Below are 19,616 nucleotides of genomic sequence, written 5' to 3' on the forward strand. Positions count from 1 at the left end.
AAACGAATTATCTAAATGATAATTCGTCATAATACGGAGAATGGGGGATTCGAACCCCCGCGTCGGTTACCCGACCTAACGATTTAGCAAACCGTCCTCTTCAGCCTCTTGAGTAATTCTCCAATATGGGCACGAGTGGAATCGAACCACCGACCTCACGCTTATCAGGCGTGCGCTCTAACCATCTGAGCTACGCGCCCAAGCTAGATGCTTGGATATTTGTTTCAAAATAAAGCGGGTGACGAGAATCGAACTCGCGACAACAGCTTGGAAGGCTGTAGTTTTACCACTAAACTACACCCGCTTAACAACAAAATGGCGCGAGACGGAATCGAACCGCCGACACATGGAGCTTCAATCCATTGCTCTACCAACTGAGCTACCGAGCCATATTGCGGGAGCAGGATTTGAACCTACGACCTTCGGGTTATGAGCCCGACGAGCTACCTAGCTGCTCCATCCCGCGTTAATTATAAGAATTATAAGGAGGATGTGGGATTCGAACCCACGCACGCTTTTACACGCCTGACGGTTTTCAAGACCGTTCCCTTCAGCCGGACTTGGGTAATCCTCCCAATATTATAAATAATATATGGACCTTGTAGGACTCGAACCTACGACCGCTCGGTTATGAGCCGAGTGCTCTAACCAGTTGAGCTAAAGGTCCAAGTAATCCATATATAGCGGCGAAGGGGATCGAACCCCCGACCTCCCGGGTATGAACCGGACGCTCTAGCCAGCTGAGCTACACCGCCGTGAATCGGGAAGACAGGATTCGAACCTGCGACCCCTTGGTCCCAAACCAAGTGCTCTACCAAGCTGAGCTACTTCCCGATAAAAATGCACCCTAGAGGAGTCGAACCTCTAACCGCCTGATTCGTAGTCAGGTACTCTATCCAGTTGAGCTAAGGGTGCTCATTATTAAGTTATGCCGAGGACCGGAATCGAACCGGTACGAAAGTTTCCTTTCGCAGGATTTTAAGTCCTGTGCGTCTGCCAGTTCCGCCACCCCGGCTCCTCAAGCGAACGACGGGATTCGAACCCGCGACCCCCACCTTGGCAAGGTGGTGTTCTACCACTGAACTACGTTCGCATTTAATGCCGGCTACATGACTTGAACACGCGACCCTCTGATTACAAATCAGATGCTCTACCAACTGAGCTAAGCCGGCTAACTTTTTTTCTAATGCGGGTGAAGGGACTTGAACCCCCACGCTGTTAAGCGCCAGATCCTAAATCTGGTGCGTCTGCCAATTCCGCCACACCCGCATATATGACCCGTACTGGGCTCGAACCAGTGACCCATTGATTAAAAGTCAATTGCTCTACCAACTGAGCTAACGAGTCTCAAATATTTCTACTTGAACGGTCCCGACGGGAATCGAACCCGCGATCTTCGCCGTGACAGGGCGACGTGATAACCGCTACACCACGGGACCTATGGGAGTTAACGGGATCGAACCGCTGACCCTCTGCTTGTAAGGCAGATGCTCTCCCAGCTGAGCTAAACTCCCTTTTTGCTAAGCGACTACCGTATCTAACAGGGGGAAACCCCCAACTACATCAGGCGTACTAGGGCTTAACTTCTGTGTTCGGCATGGGAACAGGTGTATCTCCTAGGCTATCGTCACTTAACTCTGAGTATTCTCAACTCAAAATTGAATATCTATACTGTATCAAGAAACCAAATCGTTGTCAATATATCTCAGTTACTTTCGTTGGATAAGTCCTCGAGCTATTAGTATTAGTCCGCTACATGTGTCACCACACTTCCACTTCTAACCTATCAACCTGATCATCTCTCAGGGCTCTTACTGATATAAAATCATGGGAAATCTCATCTTGAGGTGGGCTTCACACTTAGATGCTTTCAGCGTTTATCCCTTCCCTACATAGCTACCCAGCGATGCTCTTGGCAGAACAACTGGTACACCAGCGGTAAGTCCACTCCGGTCCTCTCGTACTAGGAGCAGATCCTCTCAAATTTCCTACGCCCGCGACGGATAGGGACCGAACTGTCTCACGACGTTCTGAACCCAGCTCGCGTGCCGCTTTAATGGGCGAACAGCCCAACCCTTGGGACCGACTACAGCCCCAGGATGCGACGAGCCGACATCGAGGTGCCAAACCTCCCCGTCGATGTGAACTCTTGGGGGAGATAAGCCTGTTATCCCCAGGGTAGCTTTTATCCGTTGAGCGATGGCCCTTCCATACGGAACCACCGGATCACTAAGCCCGACTTTCGTCCCTGCTCGAGTTGTAGCTCTCGCAGTCAAGCTCCCTTATACCTTTACACTCTGCGAATGATTTCCAACCATTCTGAGGGAACCTTTGGGCGCCTCCGTTACCTTTTAGGAGGCGACCGCCCCAGTCAAACTGCCCGTCAGACACTGTCCCCGATAGGGATAACCTATCTGGGTTAGAGTAGCCATAACACAAGGGTAGTATCCCAACAACGCCTCACTCGAAACTGGCGTCCCGAGGTCATAGGCTCCTACCTATCCTGTACATGTGGTACAGATACTCAATATCAAACTGCAGTAAAGCTCCATGGGGTCTTTCCGTCCTGTCGCGGGTAACCTGCATCTTCACAGGTACTAAAATTTCACCGAGTCTCTCGTTGAGACAGTGCCCAAATCATTACGCCTTTCGTGCGGGTCGGAACTTACCCGACAAGGAATTTCGCTACCTTAGGACCGTTATAGTTACGGCCGCCGTTTACTGGGGCTTCAATTCATGCCTTCGCTTACGCTAAGCACTCCTCTTAACCTTCCAGCACCGGGCAGGCGTCACCCCCTATACATCATCTTACGATTTAGCAGAGAGCTGTGTTTTTGATAAACAGTTGCTTGGGCCTTTTCACTGCGGCTGACCATCAGTCAGCGCCCCTTCTCCCGAAGTTACGGGGCCATTTTGCCGAGTTCCTTAACGAGAGTTCTCTCGCTCACCTGAGGCTACTCGCCTCGACTACCTGTGTCGGTTTGCGGTACGGGTAGAGTATAATTAACGCTAGAAGCTTTTCTCGGCAGTGTGACATCACTAACTTCGCTACTAAACTTCGCTCCCCATCACAGCTCAATGTTAAAGATATAAGCATTTGACTCATATCACACCTCACTGCTTGGCCAGACACTTCCAATCGTCTGGTTTAGTTAGCCTACTGCGTCCCTCCATCACTATATACTCTAGTACAGGAATATCAACCTGTTGTCCATCGGATACACCTTTCGGTCTCTCCTTAGGTCCCGACTAACCCAGGGCGGACGAGCCTTCCCCTGGAAACCTTAGTCTTACGGTGGACAGGATTCTCACCTGTCTTTCGCTACTCATACCGGCATTCTCACTTCTATGCGCTCCAGCACTCCTCACGGTACACCTTCTTCGCACATAGAACGCTCTCCTACCATACCTATAAAGGTATCCACAGCTTCGGTAATATGTTTTAGCCCCGGTACATTTTCGGCGCAGGGTCACTCGACTAGTGAGCTATTACGCACTCTTTGAATGAATAGCTGCTTCTAAGCTAACATCCTAGTTGTCTGTGCAACCCCACATCCTTTTCCACTTAACATATATTTTGGGACCTTAGCTGGTGGTCTGGGCTGTTTCCCTTTCGACTACGGATCTTAGCACTCGCAGTCTGACTGCCGATTATATCTCATTGGCATTCGGAGTTTATCTGAGATTGGTAATCCGGGATGGACCCCTCACCCAAACAGTGCTCTACCTCCAAGAGACTTAACATCGACGCTAGCCCTAAAGCTATTTCGGAGAGAACCAGCTATCTCCAAGTTCGTTTGGAATTTCTCCGCTACCCACAAGTCATCCAAGCACTTTTCAACGTGCACTGGTTCGGTCCTCCAGTGAGTTTTACCTCACCTTCAACCTGCTCATGGGTAGGTCACATGGTTTCGGGTCTACGACATGATACTAATGCGCCCTATTAAGACTCGGTTTCCCTACGGCTCCGTCTCTTCAACTTAACCTCGCATCATATCGTAACTCGCCGGTTCATTCTACAAAAGGCACGCTCTCACCCATTAACGGGCTCGAACTTGTTGTAGGCACACGGTTTCAGGTTCTATTTCACTCCCCTCCCGGGGTGCTTTTCACCTTTCCCTCACGGTACTGGTTCACTATCGGTCACTAGAGAGTATTTAGGGTTGGGAGATGGTCCTCCCAGATTCCAACGAGATTTCTCGTGTCTCGCCGTACTCAGGATACTGCTAGGTATAAAGACTATTTCGAATACGAGGCTATTACTCTCTTTGGCCTACCTTCCCAGGTAGTTCTTCTATAATCTTTAAGTCCACGTTGCAGTCCTACAACCCCGAAGAGTAAACTCTTCGGTTTGCCCTCTTGCCGTTTCGCTCGCCGCTACTAAGGCAATCGCTTTTGCTTTCTCTTCCTACAGCTACTTAGATGTTTCAGTTCACTGCGTCTTCCTCTACATTACCTTAACAGTAATGAGTGACAGGCATTACCTGCCGGGTTTCCCCATTCGGACATCTCTGGATCATTGCTCACTTACAGCTCCCCAAAGCATTTCGTCGTTAGTCACGTCCTTCATCGGCTTCTAGTGCCAAGGCATCCACCGTGCGCCCTTATTAACTTAACCTTATTTTTGGCCTTTCGACCTAACTCATTAAATATTCACAGCGTTTCGGTTTATTTTCTTGTTACTATCTATATGTAATTACTTACATATGGAATTTGATATAGATATTCAATTTTCAATGGACAATACTTGAATCTTTCGATTCAATGGAGCCTAGCGGGATCGAACCGCTGACCTCCTGCGTGCAAAGCAGGCGCTCTCCCAGCTGAGCTAAGGCCCCACAAGACCTCTCAAAACTAAATAAGAAACTCAAGTACATTCCGTTTTTCCTTAGAAAGGAGGTGATCCAGCCGCACCTTCCGATACGGCTACCTTGTTACGACTTCACCCCAATCATCTGTCCCACCTTAGGCGGCTGGCTCCAAAAGGTTACCTCACCGACTTCGGGTGTTACAAACTCTCGTGGTGTGACGGGCGGTGTGTACAAGGCCCGGGAACGTATTCACCGCGGCGTGCTGATCCGCGATTACTAGCGATTCCGACTTCATGTAGGCGAGTTGCAGCCTACAATCCGAACTGAGATTGGCTTTAAGAGATTAGCTCGCCGTCACCGACTCGCAACTCGTTGTACCAACCATTGTAGCACGTGTGTAGCCCAGGTCATAAGGGGCATGATGATTTGACGTCATCCCCACCTTCCTCCGGTTTATTACCGGCAGTCTCGCTAGAGTGCCCAACTGAATGATGGCAACTAACAATAAGGGTTGCGCTCGTTGCGGGACTTAACCCAACATCTCACGACACGAGCTGACGACAACCATGCACCACCTGTCACCGATGTACCGAAGTAACTTTCTATCTCTAGAAATAGCATCGGGATGTCAAGACCTGGTAAGGTTCTTCGCGTTGCTTCGAATTAAACCACATGCTCCACCGCTTGTGCGGGCCCCCGTCAATTCCTTTGAGTTTCAACCTTGCGGTCGTACTCCCCAGGCGGAGTGCTTAATGCGTTAGCTACGGCACTGAATCCCGGAAAGGATCCAACACCTAGCACTCATCGTTTACGGCGTGGACTACCAGGGTATCTAATCCTGTTCGCTCCCCACGCTTTCGAGCCTCAGCGTCAGTTACAGACCAGAGAGCCGCTTTCGCCACCGGTGTTCCTCCATATATCTACGCATTTCACCGCTACACATGGAATTCCACTCTCCCCTTCTGCACTCAAGTTTGACAGTTTCCAAAGCGAACTATGGTTGAGCCACAGCCTTTAACTTCAGACTTATCAAACCGCCTGCGCTCGCTTTACGCCCAATAAATCCGGACAACGCTCGGGACCTACGTATTACCGCGGCTGCTGGCACGTAGTTAGCCGTCCCTTTCTGGTAAGCTACCGTCACAGTGTGAACTTTCCACTCTCACACCCGTTCTTGACTTACAACAGAGCTTTACGATCCGAAAACCTTCTTCACTCACGCGGCGTTGCTCGGTCAGGGTTGCCCCCATTGCCGAAGATTCCCTACTGCTGCCTCCCGTAGGAGTCTGGGCCGTGTCTCAGTCCCAGTGTGGCCGATCACCCTCTCAGGTCGGCTATGTATCGTCGCCTAGGTGAGCCATTACCTCACCTACTAGCTAATACAACGCAGGTCCATCTTGTAGTGGAGCAATTGCCCCTTTCAAATAAATGACATGTGTCATCCATTGTTATGCGGTATTAGCTATCGTTTCCAATAGTTATCCCCCGCTACAAGGCAGGTTACCTACGCGTTACTCACCCGTTCGCAACTCATCCAAGAAGAGCAAGCTCCTCTCTTCAGCGTTCTACTTGCATGTATTAGGCACGCCGCCAGCGTTCGTCCTGAGCCAGGATCAAACTCTCATTAATACTTTAATAATTGTTCGAGCGTTAACTCATTACCGTCGTCTGACGATTTATTCTTGTAAATTGACAGGTTATAATTCTTCTATCATAACCCTGCACTTGGTTTCTTATTCAGTTCTCAAAGGTCTTTGCCTCTCTTGAGACAACTTCTATATTCTAGCAAAGATAGAATAGCTTGTCAACACTTTTTTTGAAGTTTTTTTCTCTTCTTCGTGCTAGCCGTCTCTTGCGAAACAGCTTTTTTATAATATCATCCCTTCTTAAACTTGTCAATAGCTTTTTTAAAAGTTTTAGAACCTTTTTTATAATTTTTTGTTATTAGCGAACTTTTTTCATTAAAAGTAGAAAAAAGATTAAAAAATCCCATAAGACCTGTACTGACCCCAAAAAGTTAGACAACTAATTTATACAAAGGATTTAGTCCTGTATTGCACAGGACTAAATCTTTTTATTTTTACCTTAATACGTTTGTTGTTGTAGTAATCAATATAGTCTACAATAGCTTGTTCCAATTGCTCAAGTGACTGAGATGTCTAATCGTAACCACAAAACATCTCAGACTTAAGAATACCAAAGAAGGACTCCATCATACCATTGTCTGGACTATTTCCCCTTACGTGACATGGACGATTGGATCCTTTTATCCTCTAAAAATTGATGATAATACTGATGTTTGTATTGCCAACCTTGGTCACTATGGTTATCTGCTTTCTTGCCAACTTCTCCTTGGTATGAAGAATACTTGCATTTACGACGAATTTGGGAACTTAAACCAAGGAGCTTCATCAGACGTTGGACCTTCTTCTGGTTCACTACAAAACCACGATTCCTCAATTCAAGAGTTATTCGGCGATAGCCATAATTTCCTTTATGCTCATAATAAATTTCTTGAATTTCGCCTTTAGTCTCTTTATCTTTGTCGTGCCCATCTAGTTGTTTCAACTGATAATGGTAAGTCGAGCGAGCTAAACGTGCTGTTTCAAGAAGTAAATCGAGTCGAAATCCTCCTGAAATCATTTCTCTAATTGTTTCTGCCTTTCTCGCTGTAAGGCTTCGTCCCTTTCCTCTAACTCTTTTAACTTTTTTAGGTAGGCCACCTCGGTACGTAAGCGTTCATTCTCCTCTTGAAGTCGCTCTAGCTCTGTCATCTCTTCGGATTTCTTCTTTGGTTTACGCCCCATTTTAGGTACTTTCCCTCTTCTTTTCTCAAGAAGAGTATACCCATTTTTGTATTGTGCTATCCAATTAGGCAACATGCCACCACTTGGAAGACAATAATCAAGACTTACACTTTTTTGTGAACGACCTTCAAGTAGAATTTTATCAATCATTTCTTGTTTTTATTCTGGTGAATCGTAACGATTCTTTCCCTTTTTGATGATTTTTATTCCATAACGGTCAATTAATTTCACCATATATTTTAGACCAGAAATGTTCACCCCAAATTGATTTGAAAGTCGGATAAAGCTTTCTCCTTGCTTTCTCAATTCATATATTTGAACTTTATCTTCATAAGTTAATTTCATAATAAAAACACCCTAAAAGTTAGATTTTTCTATCTAACTTTTGGGATGCAGTTCAACCTATAATGAAAAGTGACCAAACCATCATTAGAAAGAACCTCAAACCATCATTAGAAAGAACCTAATGGAACAATTAGATTTTATAACAAACATATTCGGAATTAGAGACAAGAACATCATATTCTTGGATTATTTGGATGCTGGAACACATAAAAAAATCATTGCTAAGCTAGATTACCCTGCTCCTATGTGTCTCGACTGTCAAGGACAAATGGCTAAATTTGACTTCCAAAAAGAATTTAAAATTCCCTATCTAGAGTGTGCGGTCTACAAAACTCTTATTCGATTGAGAAAACGCCGCTTTCGTTGTAAAGTATACGGAAAAATGGCTGTCGCAGAGACTTCCTTAGTTCAAAAAGAACCACCAAATTTCAACGATCGTCAACCATAAAATCACTCAAAAATTAATCGAGAAAGTCTCTATGACGGCTATCACCGAAACTTTATCGGTCTCTACTTCGACAGTCATCCATAATTTTAAAGAGTTCGAGTTAAAGTCTGATCTTAACCACCTTCCAGAACACATGAGCTGGGATGAGTACTGCTTCAAGAAAGGTAAGATGAGCTTTATTGCACAGGACTACGATACAAGAAAGATCGTAGCTATCCTAGATAGACGGACTCAAGCAACTATTCGCAATCATTTACTTCATTATTCTAGACAGGTGAGATGTCGTGTGAAAGTTATTACCATAGACATGTTTAGTCCCTACTACGATATTGCTAAAAAACTTTTTTCAAATGCAAAAATCGTTCTCGACCGCTTTCACATTGTCCAGCATCTCAATCGAGCAATGAATCACGTATGCATACAAATTATGAATCAGTTTGATCGGAGATTGCACGAATATAAAGCACTGAAACGTTACTGGAAACCCATCCAACAGGATAGCCGTAAACTCAGTGATAAACGATTTTATCAACCAACTTTTCGATCACACTTGACCAATAAAAAGGTTCTAGAAAAGCTCCTTTCATACTCACAAGAACTTAGACAGCACTACAATCTCTATCAACTCCTACTCTTTCATTTTCAAGAGAAACAAACGGAACATTTCTTTAGTCTTATTGAAGAAACAATTTCTTCTGTAAATCCTATTTTTCAAACTCTTTTTAAGACCTTTTTGAAAGATAAGGACAAGATTATGAATGCACTGGAACTTCCCCACTCAAACGCAAAAATAGAAGCTACCATTAACCTCATCAAAGTCATCAAGCGAAATGCTTTTAGCTTCCGGAACTTTGACAACTTTAAAACTAGAATTTTAATTGTTTTGAACATCAAAAAGGGGAGAACCAATTTGGTCCTCTCCAGGTTGTAACTTTTCATCAACCCACTACAGTTGACAAAGAGCCGAAAAATTCTACTCTTCGTCATCTTTATTTTTGTTTTCAAGTCTCTTTTTAACTTCATTAAAAGATAAAGCATGGTTATCTTCTTCTGAATCTACCGGCATCTTACCAGTCTCATAAATTGATTTAATTTGTGCAGCATCAAGTGTTTCATACTTAAGCAAAGCTTCTGCAATAAGAGCATGTGTGTCTCGGTTCGCATTGATAATTTCAGCCGCTCTGTCGTGTGCCTCAACTAAAAGTGATCGAATTTCTTCGTCGATGAGTTGAGCTGTATGAGCTGAGTAAGACTTGTCTGGCGTAAATTGACCTGGGGTCATCGCGTGGTTACCCTCATATTGGACTGGTCCAAGTTTTTCACTCATACCATATTCAGTAACCATTGCACGTGCTAACTGTGTTGCCTGCTCAAAGTCGTTGGAAGCACCAGAAGTTTGAAGATTAAAAATAATTTCTTCTGCAACGCGTCCTCCCATCAAGCCCGCTAATTGTTCTTTCAGTTCATCTTTAGATGACAACATTTGATCTTCTTTTGGTAAAGAAATCATATAGCCACCCGCACGACCTCGGGGAACAATAGTAACTTTGTGAACATCACGAGCACTAGAGAGTATTAATCCAACAATCGTGTGACCAGCCTCATGGTAGGCAACAACTTTACGTTCATGTTCCGAAACTTGGCGATCTTTCTTAGCTGGTCCAGCAATGACACGATCCTCTGCTTCATCAATATCACTAGCATCAATCTTAGTCTTACCACGTCGTGCCGCAACTAAAGCAGCCTCATTCAAGACATTCTCTAAGTCAGCTCCAACAAAACCTGGAGTTTGCTGAGCAACAACCTTAAGGTTGACATCTTCAGCCAATGGTTTATTCTTAGCATGTACTTTCAAGATGGCTTCACGACCTTTTACATCAGGGCGTCCAACAAGAACTTTGCGGTCAAAACGTCCCGGACGTAGAAGAGCTGGATCAAGAATATCACTACGGTTAGTTGCAGCAATGACAACAATATTCTCATTACCATCAAACCCATCCATCTCTATCAACAATTGGTTAAGGGTTTGTTCACGCTCATCATTGCCACCTCCCATTCCGGTACCACGACGACGACCAACAGCATCAATTTCATCAATAAAGATAATAGCACGCTCTGCCTTTTTAGCATCTTCAAACAGACTACGTACACGGCTAGCTCCGACACCGACAAACATTTCAACAAAATCAGAACCTGAGATGCTAAAGAATGGTACATCAGCTTCACCAGCCACAGCTTTAGCAAGGAGGGTTTTACCTGTTCCTGGAGGGCCTTCGAGGAGGACTCCTTTAGGAATACGTGCACCCAAAGCTTTATATTTACGTGGATTTTTGAGGAAATCTACTATTTCTACAAGTTCTTCTTTTTCTTCTTCTGCACCGGCTACATCTGTAAAACGAACTTTAATATTTTCTTTTGACTGAATTTTAGCACGATTACGGCCAAAGTTCATGGCACCGGGGTTACCACCTTGATTCATCATAAAAATGAAAAAAATAGCAATACCAATCAAAGGAAGGTAACTAAAGAGATACGAAATCCAAGTACCACTTGAACTTTCATGTATCATTTTGATATTAACATTAGCTTTTTCTGAAGCTGACTGTAATGCCTGTATTATCGTTTCATTATTAAGCACAGTTGATGTAAAACTTTGTGTCTCTGACGATGCTCCACCTAAAAATGGCAAACTTAGGTCATTATCAACCTTTTCAGCCTTTTTGTAGTCTCCTTTAACTTCAATGATACTACCATTAGGTTGATAGGTAATTGATTTTACCTTACCATCTTCAATTTTCTTAATCAACTGGGTATAAGATAATTGTTGACTTGGACTTTGACTTCCTCCAACAAAATACTGTACTGCCGTTACAACCGCAATAATCATTACGATGTAAAGGAAAGCATTCCGTAAGAAGCCATTATTATTTTTATTATTCATAAGTTAATTAGCCCTTTACTTATTATAAATTTCTTCTTTTAGGACACCAACGGAAGGAAGGTTACGGTATTTTTCATCATAATCTAGTCCGAAACCAACAATAAATTCGTTAGGGACATCATAACATACATAATCAGCCTCAATATCAACGACGCGACCCTCCGGCTTATCAAAAAGAGTTGCAATTTTTACTGAGCTTGCTTTGCGGTATTTGAACATGTCTCGAAGATAAAGGAGCGTACGACCCGTATCGATGATATCTTCAATAAAGATAACGTCTCTCCCTTCGACATTAGTATCTACATCCTTAAGAATCTTTACTTCACCACTGCTGACAGTCCCGCCACCATAGCTTGAAACAACCATAAAGTCCATCTCAATATGTGTATCAATATGTTTGATGAGTTCTGACATAAATGGAATAGCACCTTTCAACACACATACTAAAAGGGGATTTTTTCCTGCATAATCCTTTGTCAGTTGTTGACCTAGTTCTTTAGTTTTAGTTACGATATCCTCTTGGGAAAAGAGGATTTTTTTAATGTCTTTTTCTAACATTTGGTTTCCCTTTCTCGAAGTCGATATTGTCTTATTATACCACTTTTACTTCAATCATCGTTATTTTAACATGGTATTTGATTAGAATTTCTTATAAATGACAACAGTGCCATAAAGTATAGCATTTTTGGGTCTTTTTTTCAAATAGAGACGCCCCGCAACATAGAGAAAAATAATCTGACCATCTTGTTCCCCTATAATGGCTTTTTGACGATCTTTCTCTGAAATTTTATTGTCTATGAACAATCGTCTTATTTTTTTGTGGTGAGTACCCAAGTCAATCCTATCACCTTCATGTCTATGACGAATCACTATCGGCGCATCAGACCAAATATTAATAGTATCCACATTAGAAACGACATGTGGTTCAGAAAAAGTCAATAGGTATTCCTCAAACACAATAGATTTTCCAAATTCTAGGAGGATTGGAGAAGATAGGCTGATGGGATCTTCTTTGGTTATTAAGAAATCCGTCTGTGTTTTGACTAACACGTAACCATTTTTTAGTGGCATCTTTCCTGAAGTTTTTTTTCTTAGGAAACTCATCAATTGATTGAACTGACCTTTTGAAAGCTGTAAATCAGGAAAGGATCCTAAATAATTCTGAATAAGAAGGTGTTGGACAGCATCTGTCTGTTGTTGAAAAACAGACAAATCGGTTATAGTAATATCCTTCGTTAACTCCTCTAATGCTTTTTCCATAAGGGCAATCTCATCTGCTAGAAGACAAAGATGCTCCTTAAATTTAGGATTTTCCTGAGATAGAGTAGGGAGGTAGGTCAGTCTAATGCGATTTCGGAGATAGGCTAAAGAAGAATTACTCCTATCTTCAAAATGAAAGGTTACGGGAAGTTGATCTTTCGGAATATGCAAAAAGGGACGAATAATCTGACCAGTGCCAAATGATCTTACATCACAAATCCCACTCAGATGTCTTAAACGACTTCCTCTCAACAATCTCATAAAAATTGTCTCAGCCTGATCATCAGCATGATGGGCTGTAACAAGAGCAGAGTAGTCAGCTTCTTTCATAATTCGCTTAAAAAAATCATAGCGAAAAGTACGGGCGGCATTTTCTGAAAACTTTCCTGAGAATGCGCTGTAGTGAAAAGGTACCTTATGTTCCTTTGCCCAATGACGTAAATAATTTTCTTCGTACTCCGACTCTTGCCGTTGCTTATGGTTAACGTGAGCAATGCCCAGCTGAATATCTAAATCTTTTTGATGGTTATACAAAAAGTGCAGCAAACTCATCGAGTCTGCTCCACCTGATACTGCTACTAAAATTTTCTTGTGCTGGTTAAAATAACCTTTTGCTTGCATCATTTGCAACAATTTTTCTGTCATTATTTTAAAATTCCATAAACATCATCTGCAATTGAGGTGATTTTGTCATAGTCTTCTTTATCTGTAAAAATCGATAGAATAAAGGGAGAATCTGTATAGACAATAGCGACATCATGTTTAAAATCGTAGGCATCCCCTATTTTATGTGCAACAGGGACATCAATATTTTTTGAAATACGTTCGCCATCATAGTCTGTACTTGAAAGATAATTAATAATATCCCCATTTTGCCTATAAACAGCCTCCATCAAAGTACCTGCTGCTCTAGCAGTCAACTCTTTTTTATCCATATTCCATGAGGTTGCTGACGCCTTATCTACTGATTTTTGGAAAGAATTATCATACTGATGAGCTACATAATAACCTAAGATATTTGTCGCTACATTATCTGAATTTTGGGCTACAGCCTTTAACAAGTTTTCCAAGCTATAATTCTTATCATCAGTCATCTTACTAATCTTTCCTGAGCCATCTGGATCATAAGCACCTGGAAAACCATTCACAGCAGAGGTATATTGATACTCATTGGATAATGACAATTTCTTTTGAGACAGACGTTCCTGTGCATAATAGAGTACACCTAACTTGGATACGCTAGCAGCATACATGCTTTTTTCATCATTGATAGCTGCTACGCGGTCTGTATCAAGCTGCTTGACATAAACTGAGATGTGCTCTTGATTATTATACTTCTCATTAAGGACCCTCTGGACATCCTCGATGCGATTATCTGTAGTTGACAAGTCGGAAGCATTAATCCAACCCTCTCCATCTGCTAAATAATAAGTTCCAGCATGCGTCTGGGCAGCTCGGCTAACCTTTATCGGTTTGAAACTAGCAAGTTTAGAGTCGGCTTTTTCAGTTCCTAAAACGTAGGGGGCTTTGTAAACTGTTAAACCATCTTTAGTCCAGAAGGTCATGTCTACTGGTTTTTGATTATAGACACTATCATCAATAATCAATCTCTGACTAGCGGCTACAAAATCACCATCTTGAAGTTGGAAAACAGGTTCACCTTTAGCATTCCAAAAAATAGCAGAAATCGATAGTTTGGTATCTGCTTTGATACTGGTTTTAAATTCTGTTAATTCCTTGTTCTTATAAGTTAGGATATTTGTTATCGTTCTTGGATTTTTGGGAATCTGTTTAAATTGACTCAAGCTAGCTATAGTATTTTGAGACAACTTTTGGACCTGGTTTGGAGTCAGAGTTAGCTCTTTCTCCATAGGAAGTAGGAATATGGGGCTAGAAGATACAAGCACAGCAGTTGCAGCTATTAATAGCTTTTTCATGCTTGTTTCTTCACCCCCTCTTTCCTCGGTACATCCGTTTTAAGTTGCTGATTTTTTTCTGATAGTTCCTCTAACTTGGCTTCTGAATAGGTTAAAAAAATTTCTACAGTTTTAAGTAAATCTTTCATTAGGGTAATAAGCTTGGTATAGGATAGATAGACTCTCCTTCACGTGAATAGTAATATTTAGCACGCGCATATTTCTCAGCGAAAGCATCATCCTTAAGTTTCTTAGCCAAATCCTTTCGTTCCTTTGTCTGATCTGACAATTTATCATAGTCCTTCTGTAATGACAAGACTTCCTTCTCTTGCTGTTTAATATTCATATACGTTTCAACTAGATTATAAGTTGGCAAGATAAATAGTAAAACAATCACAAAGAGAATCCACCCCATAAAGCGATTCCTTTGTTCGTGTTCGGCACGCTCTAAACGTTGCTCTTGATTGGCATTATCAATGTAATCGTTAGTAAGTTGTACAATATTAGGCTTCTTGCTCATCCACTTCAATCCTTGTTTCACTTATAATTTCATACATTTTTGCTGCATCTTCTTTTTTCGTACTGTCTTTCATTTCTAGAACACGAACAGTCAAAAGTTTATTTCCAAAACGAACTTCCACTTGATCACCGATTTTCAAATCTGTAGATGACTTAGCGAGTACACCATTTACTTTAATACGCCCTTTATCAGCTACTTCTTTAGCCACTGGACGGCGTTTGATAATTCGTGATACTTTTAAATATTTGTCTAATCTCAATGTTACTGTTTCCTTTCCGTTAGGATACCAATTCTATGATATCATTTTTTTTTAGAAAATAGGTGACTAAAGCCTTTTCAAACACAAAAATAAGAGGATCGATACTAGTCGACCCTCTCAGGAGATTTATGAAAAAGAAAAGTTTTAGGATGTTTTGTTTTAGGATGTTTTATAGTATATAGAGATTTGCTTAAACTTTCCTTAAGTTTCTTTTTTTTCTTTACGTTTTTTAATTTCCATAAATGTCTGACCAAAAATCTTTAATTCTTCAAGGATTTCATAGTCTTTCTTATTACGAACATCAAAAATAATTTCTACTTTTCCTTGGTTATCACTAATTCTTGCCTTTAAATTCGTCTTAGAGATGGCTTCAAAATAGTCTTGTGTCAAGAAGAATTTTAGAGAGACTTTTTCGAAACGAACGACGATAGTATCGTTCTTACGATCGACTAATTCTGCAAAGGCAGCATCTAAATAGGCCTTAACCAGACCAATCTCAATGAGATAGGCAACTTGATCTGGATATTCTCCAAAGCGGTCAATCAACTCATCTTGAAGGTCCTGATAGTCTTTCTGATTATCAATTTCACGAATACGCTTATAAATTTCAATTTTTTGGCGCTCGTCAGAAATATAGTCAGAAGGAAGGTAAGCATCAATCTGAAGATTGAACTCTGCATTTCCTTTTCGACGAACCTGAGTCTTACCTTGACGCTTATTGATAGCCTCTTCCAAAAGTTGCGAGTACATTTCAAATCCGACTGAGTCGATGAAACCACTTTGAGAAGCACCAAGAATATTCCCTGCACCGCGAATCGATAAATCACGCATAGCAATTTTGAAACCTGATCCCAGTTCTGTAAATCCCTTAATAGCATCCAAACGCTTCTCTGAGACTTCCGTCAACACTTTGTCAGGACGATACATAAGGTAGGCATAGGCAATTCGATTACTACGTCCCACACGACCTCTTAGCTGATAAAGGGTAGACAAGCCCATATGGTCTGCATTCTCAATGAAAAGTGTATTAACATTGGGGATATCAATGCCTGTCTCGATAATGGTCGTTGCTACCAAAATATCGTAATCACCATTCAAAAAATCCAACAGAGTATTCTCCAACGTAACTTCACTCATCTGACCATGAACAAATCCGATACGTGCTTCAGGGACTAGCTCATGCAGTTCAGAAACTTTTTGATCAATGGTTTCAACACGATTATAAATATAAAAAATCTGGCCACCTCTGTCCATCTCCCTTAATATCGCTTCTCGAATAAGACCAGGATTGGTTTCCATAACATAAGTTTGAACTGGATAACGGTTGGTAGGTGCTGTCTCAATAATCGACAAATCACGAATACCCAACATAGACATATGAAGTGTACGAGGAATAGGGGTCGCAGTTAGAGTAAGGACATCAACTTTAGCTTTCAACTCCTTAAGTTTCTCTTTATGCTTCACGCCAAAACGTTGTTCTTCATCAATTACTAGCAAGCCTAAATCAGAAAACTTAACATCTTTAGACAACAAGCGGTGGGTACCAATAATAATATCAATACATCCTTTAGCTAGATTTTTAATAGTCTCATCTTGCTCTTTTTTACTTCTAAAACGACTGAGTTCATCTACCTCAACAGCATGATTTTCAAAACGCTCTTTAAAATTCATATAATGCTGATGGGCAAGAACTGTGGTAGGAACTAGGATAGCAACTTGCTTCCCATCATTGACCGCCTTGAAGGCAGCACGCATGGCTACCTCTGTCTTACCAAAACCAACATCACCAACCAAGAGGCGATCCATAGGTTTGTCTGACTCCATGTCCGCCTTAATTTCCTTAATGGAACGCAGTTGATCCACTGTCTCAGCATAGGAGAACTCATCTTCAAAATCCCTTTGATTATCATCATCCGGTGAAAAAGCAAATCCTTTCAATTGACTTCGCTCGGCATAGAGTTTTAAGAGATTATCAGCAATATCCTCTACCTGCTTGCTTACTTTTTGTTTAGTCTTTTGGAAACGCCCATCATTGAGTTTATTAATTTTAGGCTCTTTCCCGTCCACTGACACATACTTAGAGAGACTCTCAATCTGCTCAATAGGTAGAGAAATTGTTGCAGCATCCTGATATTGAATGGTCAAGTAGTCACGGTGTACCCCTTTAATTTCAATAGTCTCAATACCTTTAAATTGTCCTATACCATGAGTCTGGTGTACAACATAATCACCTTTTTCAAGTTCATTATAGTCTTTAAGACGCTCAGCATTAGAAATATGGTTAGCACGCGTACGACGTTTTACTTTTTTATGAAAAATCTCACGTTCAGTAACCAGAACAACCTTTTCATCTGCAAAGTAAAAGCCATTCGATAAGTTTCCTAGGACTAGTTGAGCCTTATGAGGTATCAAATTTCCAAAGCTACTAAGAGGTAAATCTAGATTGTACTCTTCCAAGGTTTCCTTCAAAGATTTAAGTTGCTTATCAGACCCTACTTGTAAAATAACCGTTGCCTTATTCTTAGTATAACGACGAATTTCGTCAATCAGTAATGGAAATTGGTTGAAAAACTCCTGCATAGGGTATTGTGTGAATTGATACAACTTATCAAATTTAAGATTTCCTAATCCGTTATGGAAATTAGAAAAGAAGCTAGCTGGCTGATAGTTACGTAAAGTCTTAAAAGAATCCACGAAGTAGTTTAGATGACTCAGAGACTTACCTTGATGAAGATCCTCAGTTAAAAGATTAGCCACTTCCAATTCAAGACGTCCATGGCGGTCCACTATCTTTTGAAAATCATCAATGAATACAGGAGTCCCTTTTGGAAGATAGTCAAATAAGGTATAAGCTTTGTCATAAAAGAGAGACAAAAACTTACGTAAATCTTTATGGCGATGACCATCAATCGTCACTGATAGAACTTCCTCAAGGTAAGCCTTATGAAGACCTTCTGCCTTCGAGATCGCACTTTCTAGGGCCTTCTCAGCACGTTGGTAATCTTCTCTTGTTAAGATAATATCATCCGCCGGTGATATGACAACATGATCTAAATTGTTTAAAGATTTCTGACTATCGCTATCAAACTGACGAATGCCATCAATCTCATCTCCAAAAAACTCTAATCGGTAGGGAAGCTCTGCAGTCAATTCGTAAATATCTAAAATATCCCCCCTACGACTAAACTCACCAGGTGAAAGAACTTGCTCTACTCTTTGATACCCAATATGCGTTAGATGCCTACTGAGAGCATCTAAATCATGTTCCTTTCCTAGTACTAAGTCGATGCGAGAGTCCTTATAAACCTTAGGATTAGGCAAATGTAACTTCGTACCAACTAAACTTGTAACCAAGACCCCACTTGCCTCTTCATCCATTAAAAAGTTAAGACTTTCAAGACGAGAATGAGTTTTTTCTGGTGAAGCAAAGATAAATTCAGCAGCTGATACATCATCCGCAAAAAAAGAATAAACCTTATCCTCTCCTAAGATAGCTGACAAATCTCCTACTAATTGCTCAGCTTCATTTTGTGTTGAGGTAACTATAAAAATCTTAGGAACCTGATTAGAAAGGGCAGATGCCATGGCAACTGACTTGCTCGAACCAGAAAATCCCATGACCAATTGCCTACTCAATAAGCTTACCTTATCACGCCACTCAAGCAATTGATGATTCTTCTCAAAAAGCTCTAAGATCGTATTAGCCATTATACCGCCTCATGGTGTCTTCAAAATCATTTGTTTTTAAGTAGTGATGGAGGGCTGTCTCTACCTTGTCTAAAGTAGGTAAAATCATGGCATAATCGTCTTCACTAAATTTTCCAAGAACATGGTTAACAACCGTCATTCCTTTCTGTGGCCGACCAATGCCAATTTTTATACGATCAAATTCTTGAGTTCCAGTTTCAGCAATGATAGATTTAATACCATTATGACCACCTGCTGATCCCTTTTGACGAAAGCGCAATTTACCAACTTCCATATCTAAATCATCGTAAATGACGATAAAATCCTCCATGGGAATATTGTAATAAGCGAGCAGTGCTCTCACAGCTAGACCAGATAGATTCATAAAAGTTGTTGGTTTAACAAAATAAACTTTCTCACCATTTAAAAAGGTTGAAGCTACTTCAGCCTTAAAAGTCTTTTCCTCAGAAAAGGTTAATCCTAATTCTTTAGCCATTAGGTCTATAGCCATAAAACCAACATTGTGTCGTGTTTCATGGTATTTTGAACCAGGGTTTCCCAATCCAACTACTAATTTTGTCATTATTTCTCCTCATTGATAAACAGCAAAAGGACTGAAAAA

10 protein-coding genes, 18 tRNA genes, 3 rRNA genes and 1 pseudogene are annotated in these 19,616 nt (G+C 41.3%); 1 reads left to right on the forward strand and 31 read right to left on the reverse strand.

Annotated features, from left to right (window positions below; genetic code table 11):
- Window positions 1–34 precede the first annotated feature (34 nt).
- The 22 genes and pseudogenes from NSQ85_RS01470 to NSQ85_RS01575 form a co-directional block, all read right to left on the reverse strand.
- Window positions 35–122, reverse strand: a tRNA-Ser gene (locus tag NSQ85_RS01470).
- Window positions 123–126: 4 nt separating this feature from the next.
- A tRNA-Ile gene (locus NSQ85_RS01475) sits at window positions 127–200 on the reverse strand.
- 33 nt (window positions 201–233) lie between these two features.
- Window positions 234–304, reverse strand: a tRNA-Gly gene (locus NSQ85_RS01480).
- A 12-nt stretch (window positions 305–316) separates the two neighbouring features.
- Window positions 317–389, reverse strand: a tRNA-Phe gene (locus tag NSQ85_RS01485).
- 3 nt (window positions 390–392) lie between these two features.
- Window positions 393–466 (reverse strand) — tRNA-Met (locus tag NSQ85_RS01490).
- Between the two features lie 18 nt (window positions 467–484).
- Window positions 485–574: transfer RNA gene (locus NSQ85_RS01495), tRNA-Ser, on the reverse strand.
- Between the two features lie 19 nt (window positions 575–593).
- Window positions 594–667: transfer RNA gene (locus NSQ85_RS01500), tRNA-Ile, on the reverse strand.
- Window positions 668–681: 14 nt separating this feature from the next.
- Window positions 682–755, reverse strand: a tRNA-Met gene (locus tag NSQ85_RS01505).
- A gap of 5 nt (window positions 756–760) precedes the next feature.
- Window positions 761–834 (reverse strand) — tRNA-Pro (locus NSQ85_RS01510).
- Between the two features lie 7 nt (window positions 835–841).
- Window positions 842–915 (reverse strand) — tRNA-Arg (locus NSQ85_RS01515).
- A 14-nt stretch (window positions 916–929) separates the two neighbouring features.
- Window positions 930–1,015, reverse strand: a tRNA-Leu gene (locus NSQ85_RS01520).
- A gap of 6 nt (window positions 1,016–1,021) precedes the next feature.
- Window positions 1,022–1,093: transfer RNA gene (locus NSQ85_RS01525), tRNA-Gly, on the reverse strand.
- A gap of 6 nt (window positions 1,094–1,099) precedes the next feature.
- Window positions 1,100–1,172: transfer RNA gene (locus NSQ85_RS01530), tRNA-Thr, on the reverse strand.
- 15 nt (window positions 1,173–1,187) lie between these two features.
- A tRNA-Leu gene (locus NSQ85_RS01535) sits at window positions 1,188–1,269 on the reverse strand.
- Window positions 1,270–1,274: 5 nt separating this feature from the next.
- A tRNA-Lys gene (locus tag NSQ85_RS01540) sits at window positions 1,275–1,347 on the reverse strand.
- A gap of 19 nt (window positions 1,348–1,366) precedes the next feature.
- A tRNA-Asp gene (locus NSQ85_RS01545) sits at window positions 1,367–1,439 on the reverse strand.
- Window positions 1,440–1,441: 2 nt separating this feature from the next.
- A tRNA-Val gene (locus tag NSQ85_RS01550) sits at window positions 1,442–1,514 on the reverse strand.
- A 5-nt stretch (window positions 1,515–1,519) separates the two neighbouring features.
- Window positions 1,520–1,635: ribosomal RNA gene (rrf, locus tag NSQ85_RS01555) — 5S ribosomal RNA — on the reverse strand.
- 83 nt (window positions 1,636–1,718) lie between these two features.
- A 23S ribosomal RNA gene (locus NSQ85_RS01560) occupies window positions 1,719–4,618 on the reverse strand.
- Between the two features lie 147 nt (window positions 4,619–4,765).
- Window positions 4,766–4,838, reverse strand: a tRNA-Ala gene (locus tag NSQ85_RS01565).
- A 54-nt stretch (window positions 4,839–4,892) separates the two neighbouring features.
- A 16S ribosomal RNA gene (locus NSQ85_RS01570) occupies window positions 4,893–6,440 on the reverse strand.
- The 16S, 23S and 5S rRNA genes sit together here with 18 tRNA genes alongside, the layout of an rRNA operon.
- Before the next feature lie 401 nt (window positions 6,441–6,841).
- A pseudogene (locus NSQ85_RS01575) lies at window positions 6,842–7,963 on the reverse strand (IS3 family transposase).
- Window positions 7,964–8,084: 121 nt separating this feature from the next.
- On the opposite strand from NSQ85_RS01575, the gene NSQ85_RS01580 reads away from it, so the two are divergent.
- Window positions 8,085–9,342 (forward strand): ISL3 family transposase gene (locus NSQ85_RS01580; RefSeq protein WP_179974110.1). Its coding sequence is split into 2 segments (ribosomal slippage): window positions 8,085–8,372 and window positions 8,374–9,342, totalling 1,257 coding nucleotides; the frame shifts between segments, so codons are not numbered across the junction.
- A 42-nt stretch (window positions 9,343–9,384) separates the two neighbouring features.
- Here NSQ85_RS01580 and ftsH read toward each other — a convergent pair.
- The 9 genes from ftsH to pth form a co-directional block, all read right to left on the reverse strand.
- Window positions 9,385–11,352 carry an ATP-dependent zinc metalloprotease FtsH gene (gene ftsH, locus NSQ85_RS01585; RefSeq protein WP_179974109.1) on the reverse strand — a complete coding sequence of 656 codons (1,968 nt, stop codon included), beginning with the start codon at window positions 11,350–11,352 and terminating at the stop codon, window positions 9,385–9,387.
- A 15-nt stretch (window positions 11,353–11,367) separates the two neighbouring features.
- On the reverse strand, window positions 11,368–11,910 hold the full coding sequence (hpt, locus tag NSQ85_RS01590) for a hypoxanthine phosphoribosyltransferase (protein WP_340780991.1): 543 nt from the start codon (window positions 11,908–11,910) through the stop codon (window positions 11,368–11,370).
- Window positions 11,911–11,991: 81 nt separating this feature from the next.
- Entirely contained in the window at window positions 11,992–13,257 is a 1,266-nt protein-coding gene (gene tilS / locus NSQ85_RS01595; protein ID WP_179974107.1) for a tRNA lysidine(34) synthetase TilS, read from the reverse strand.
- The gene (locus NSQ85_RS01600; protein WP_179974106.1) at window positions 13,257–14,549 is read right to left on the reverse strand and encodes a serine hydrolase; all 1,293 of its coding nucleotides are present in this window, start codon (window positions 14,547–14,549) and stop codon (window positions 13,257–13,259) included. The genes tilS and NSQ85_RS01600 overlap by 1 nt, the downstream gene beginning before the upstream one ends.
- Window positions 14,546–14,677 carry an SP_0009 family protein gene (locus NSQ85_RS01605; RefSeq protein ID WP_022096586.1) on the reverse strand — a complete coding sequence of 44 codons (132 nt, stop codon included), beginning with the start codon at window positions 14,675–14,677 and terminating at the stop codon, window positions 14,546–14,548. Before NSQ85_RS01605 ends, NSQ85_RS01600 begins: the two co-directional genes overlap by 4 nt.
- Entirely contained in the window at window positions 14,677–15,048 is a 372-nt protein-coding gene (locus tag NSQ85_RS01610; RefSeq protein WP_179974105.1) for an FtsB family cell division protein, read from the reverse strand. Before NSQ85_RS01610 ends, NSQ85_RS01605 begins: the two co-directional genes overlap by 1 nt.
- The gene (locus NSQ85_RS01615) at window positions 15,032–15,307 is read right to left on the reverse strand and encodes an RNA-binding S4 domain-containing protein (RefSeq protein ID WP_002948594.1); all 276 of its coding nucleotides are present in this window, start codon (window positions 15,305–15,307) and stop codon (window positions 15,032–15,034) included. The genes NSQ85_RS01610 and NSQ85_RS01615 overlap by 17 nt, the downstream gene beginning before the upstream one ends.
- A 201-nt stretch (window positions 15,308–15,508) precedes the next feature.
- Entirely contained in the window at window positions 15,509–19,015 is a 3,507-nt protein-coding gene (mfd, locus tag NSQ85_RS01620) for a transcription-repair coupling factor (RefSeq protein ID WP_340780995.1), read from the reverse strand.
- On the reverse strand, window positions 19,008–19,577 hold the full coding sequence (gene pth / locus NSQ85_RS01625; protein ID WP_179974103.1) for an aminoacyl-tRNA hydrolase: 570 nt from the start codon (window positions 19,575–19,577) through the stop codon (window positions 19,008–19,010). The genes mfd and pth overlap by 8 nt, the downstream gene beginning before the upstream one ends.
- Window positions 19,578–19,616: the final 39 nt, after the last annotated feature.

The organism is Streptococcus sp. FSL L8-0526 (assembly GCF_038007145.1).
Lineage (GTDB): Bacteria > Bacillota > Bacilli > Lactobacillales > Streptococcaceae > Streptococcus > Streptococcus thermophilus.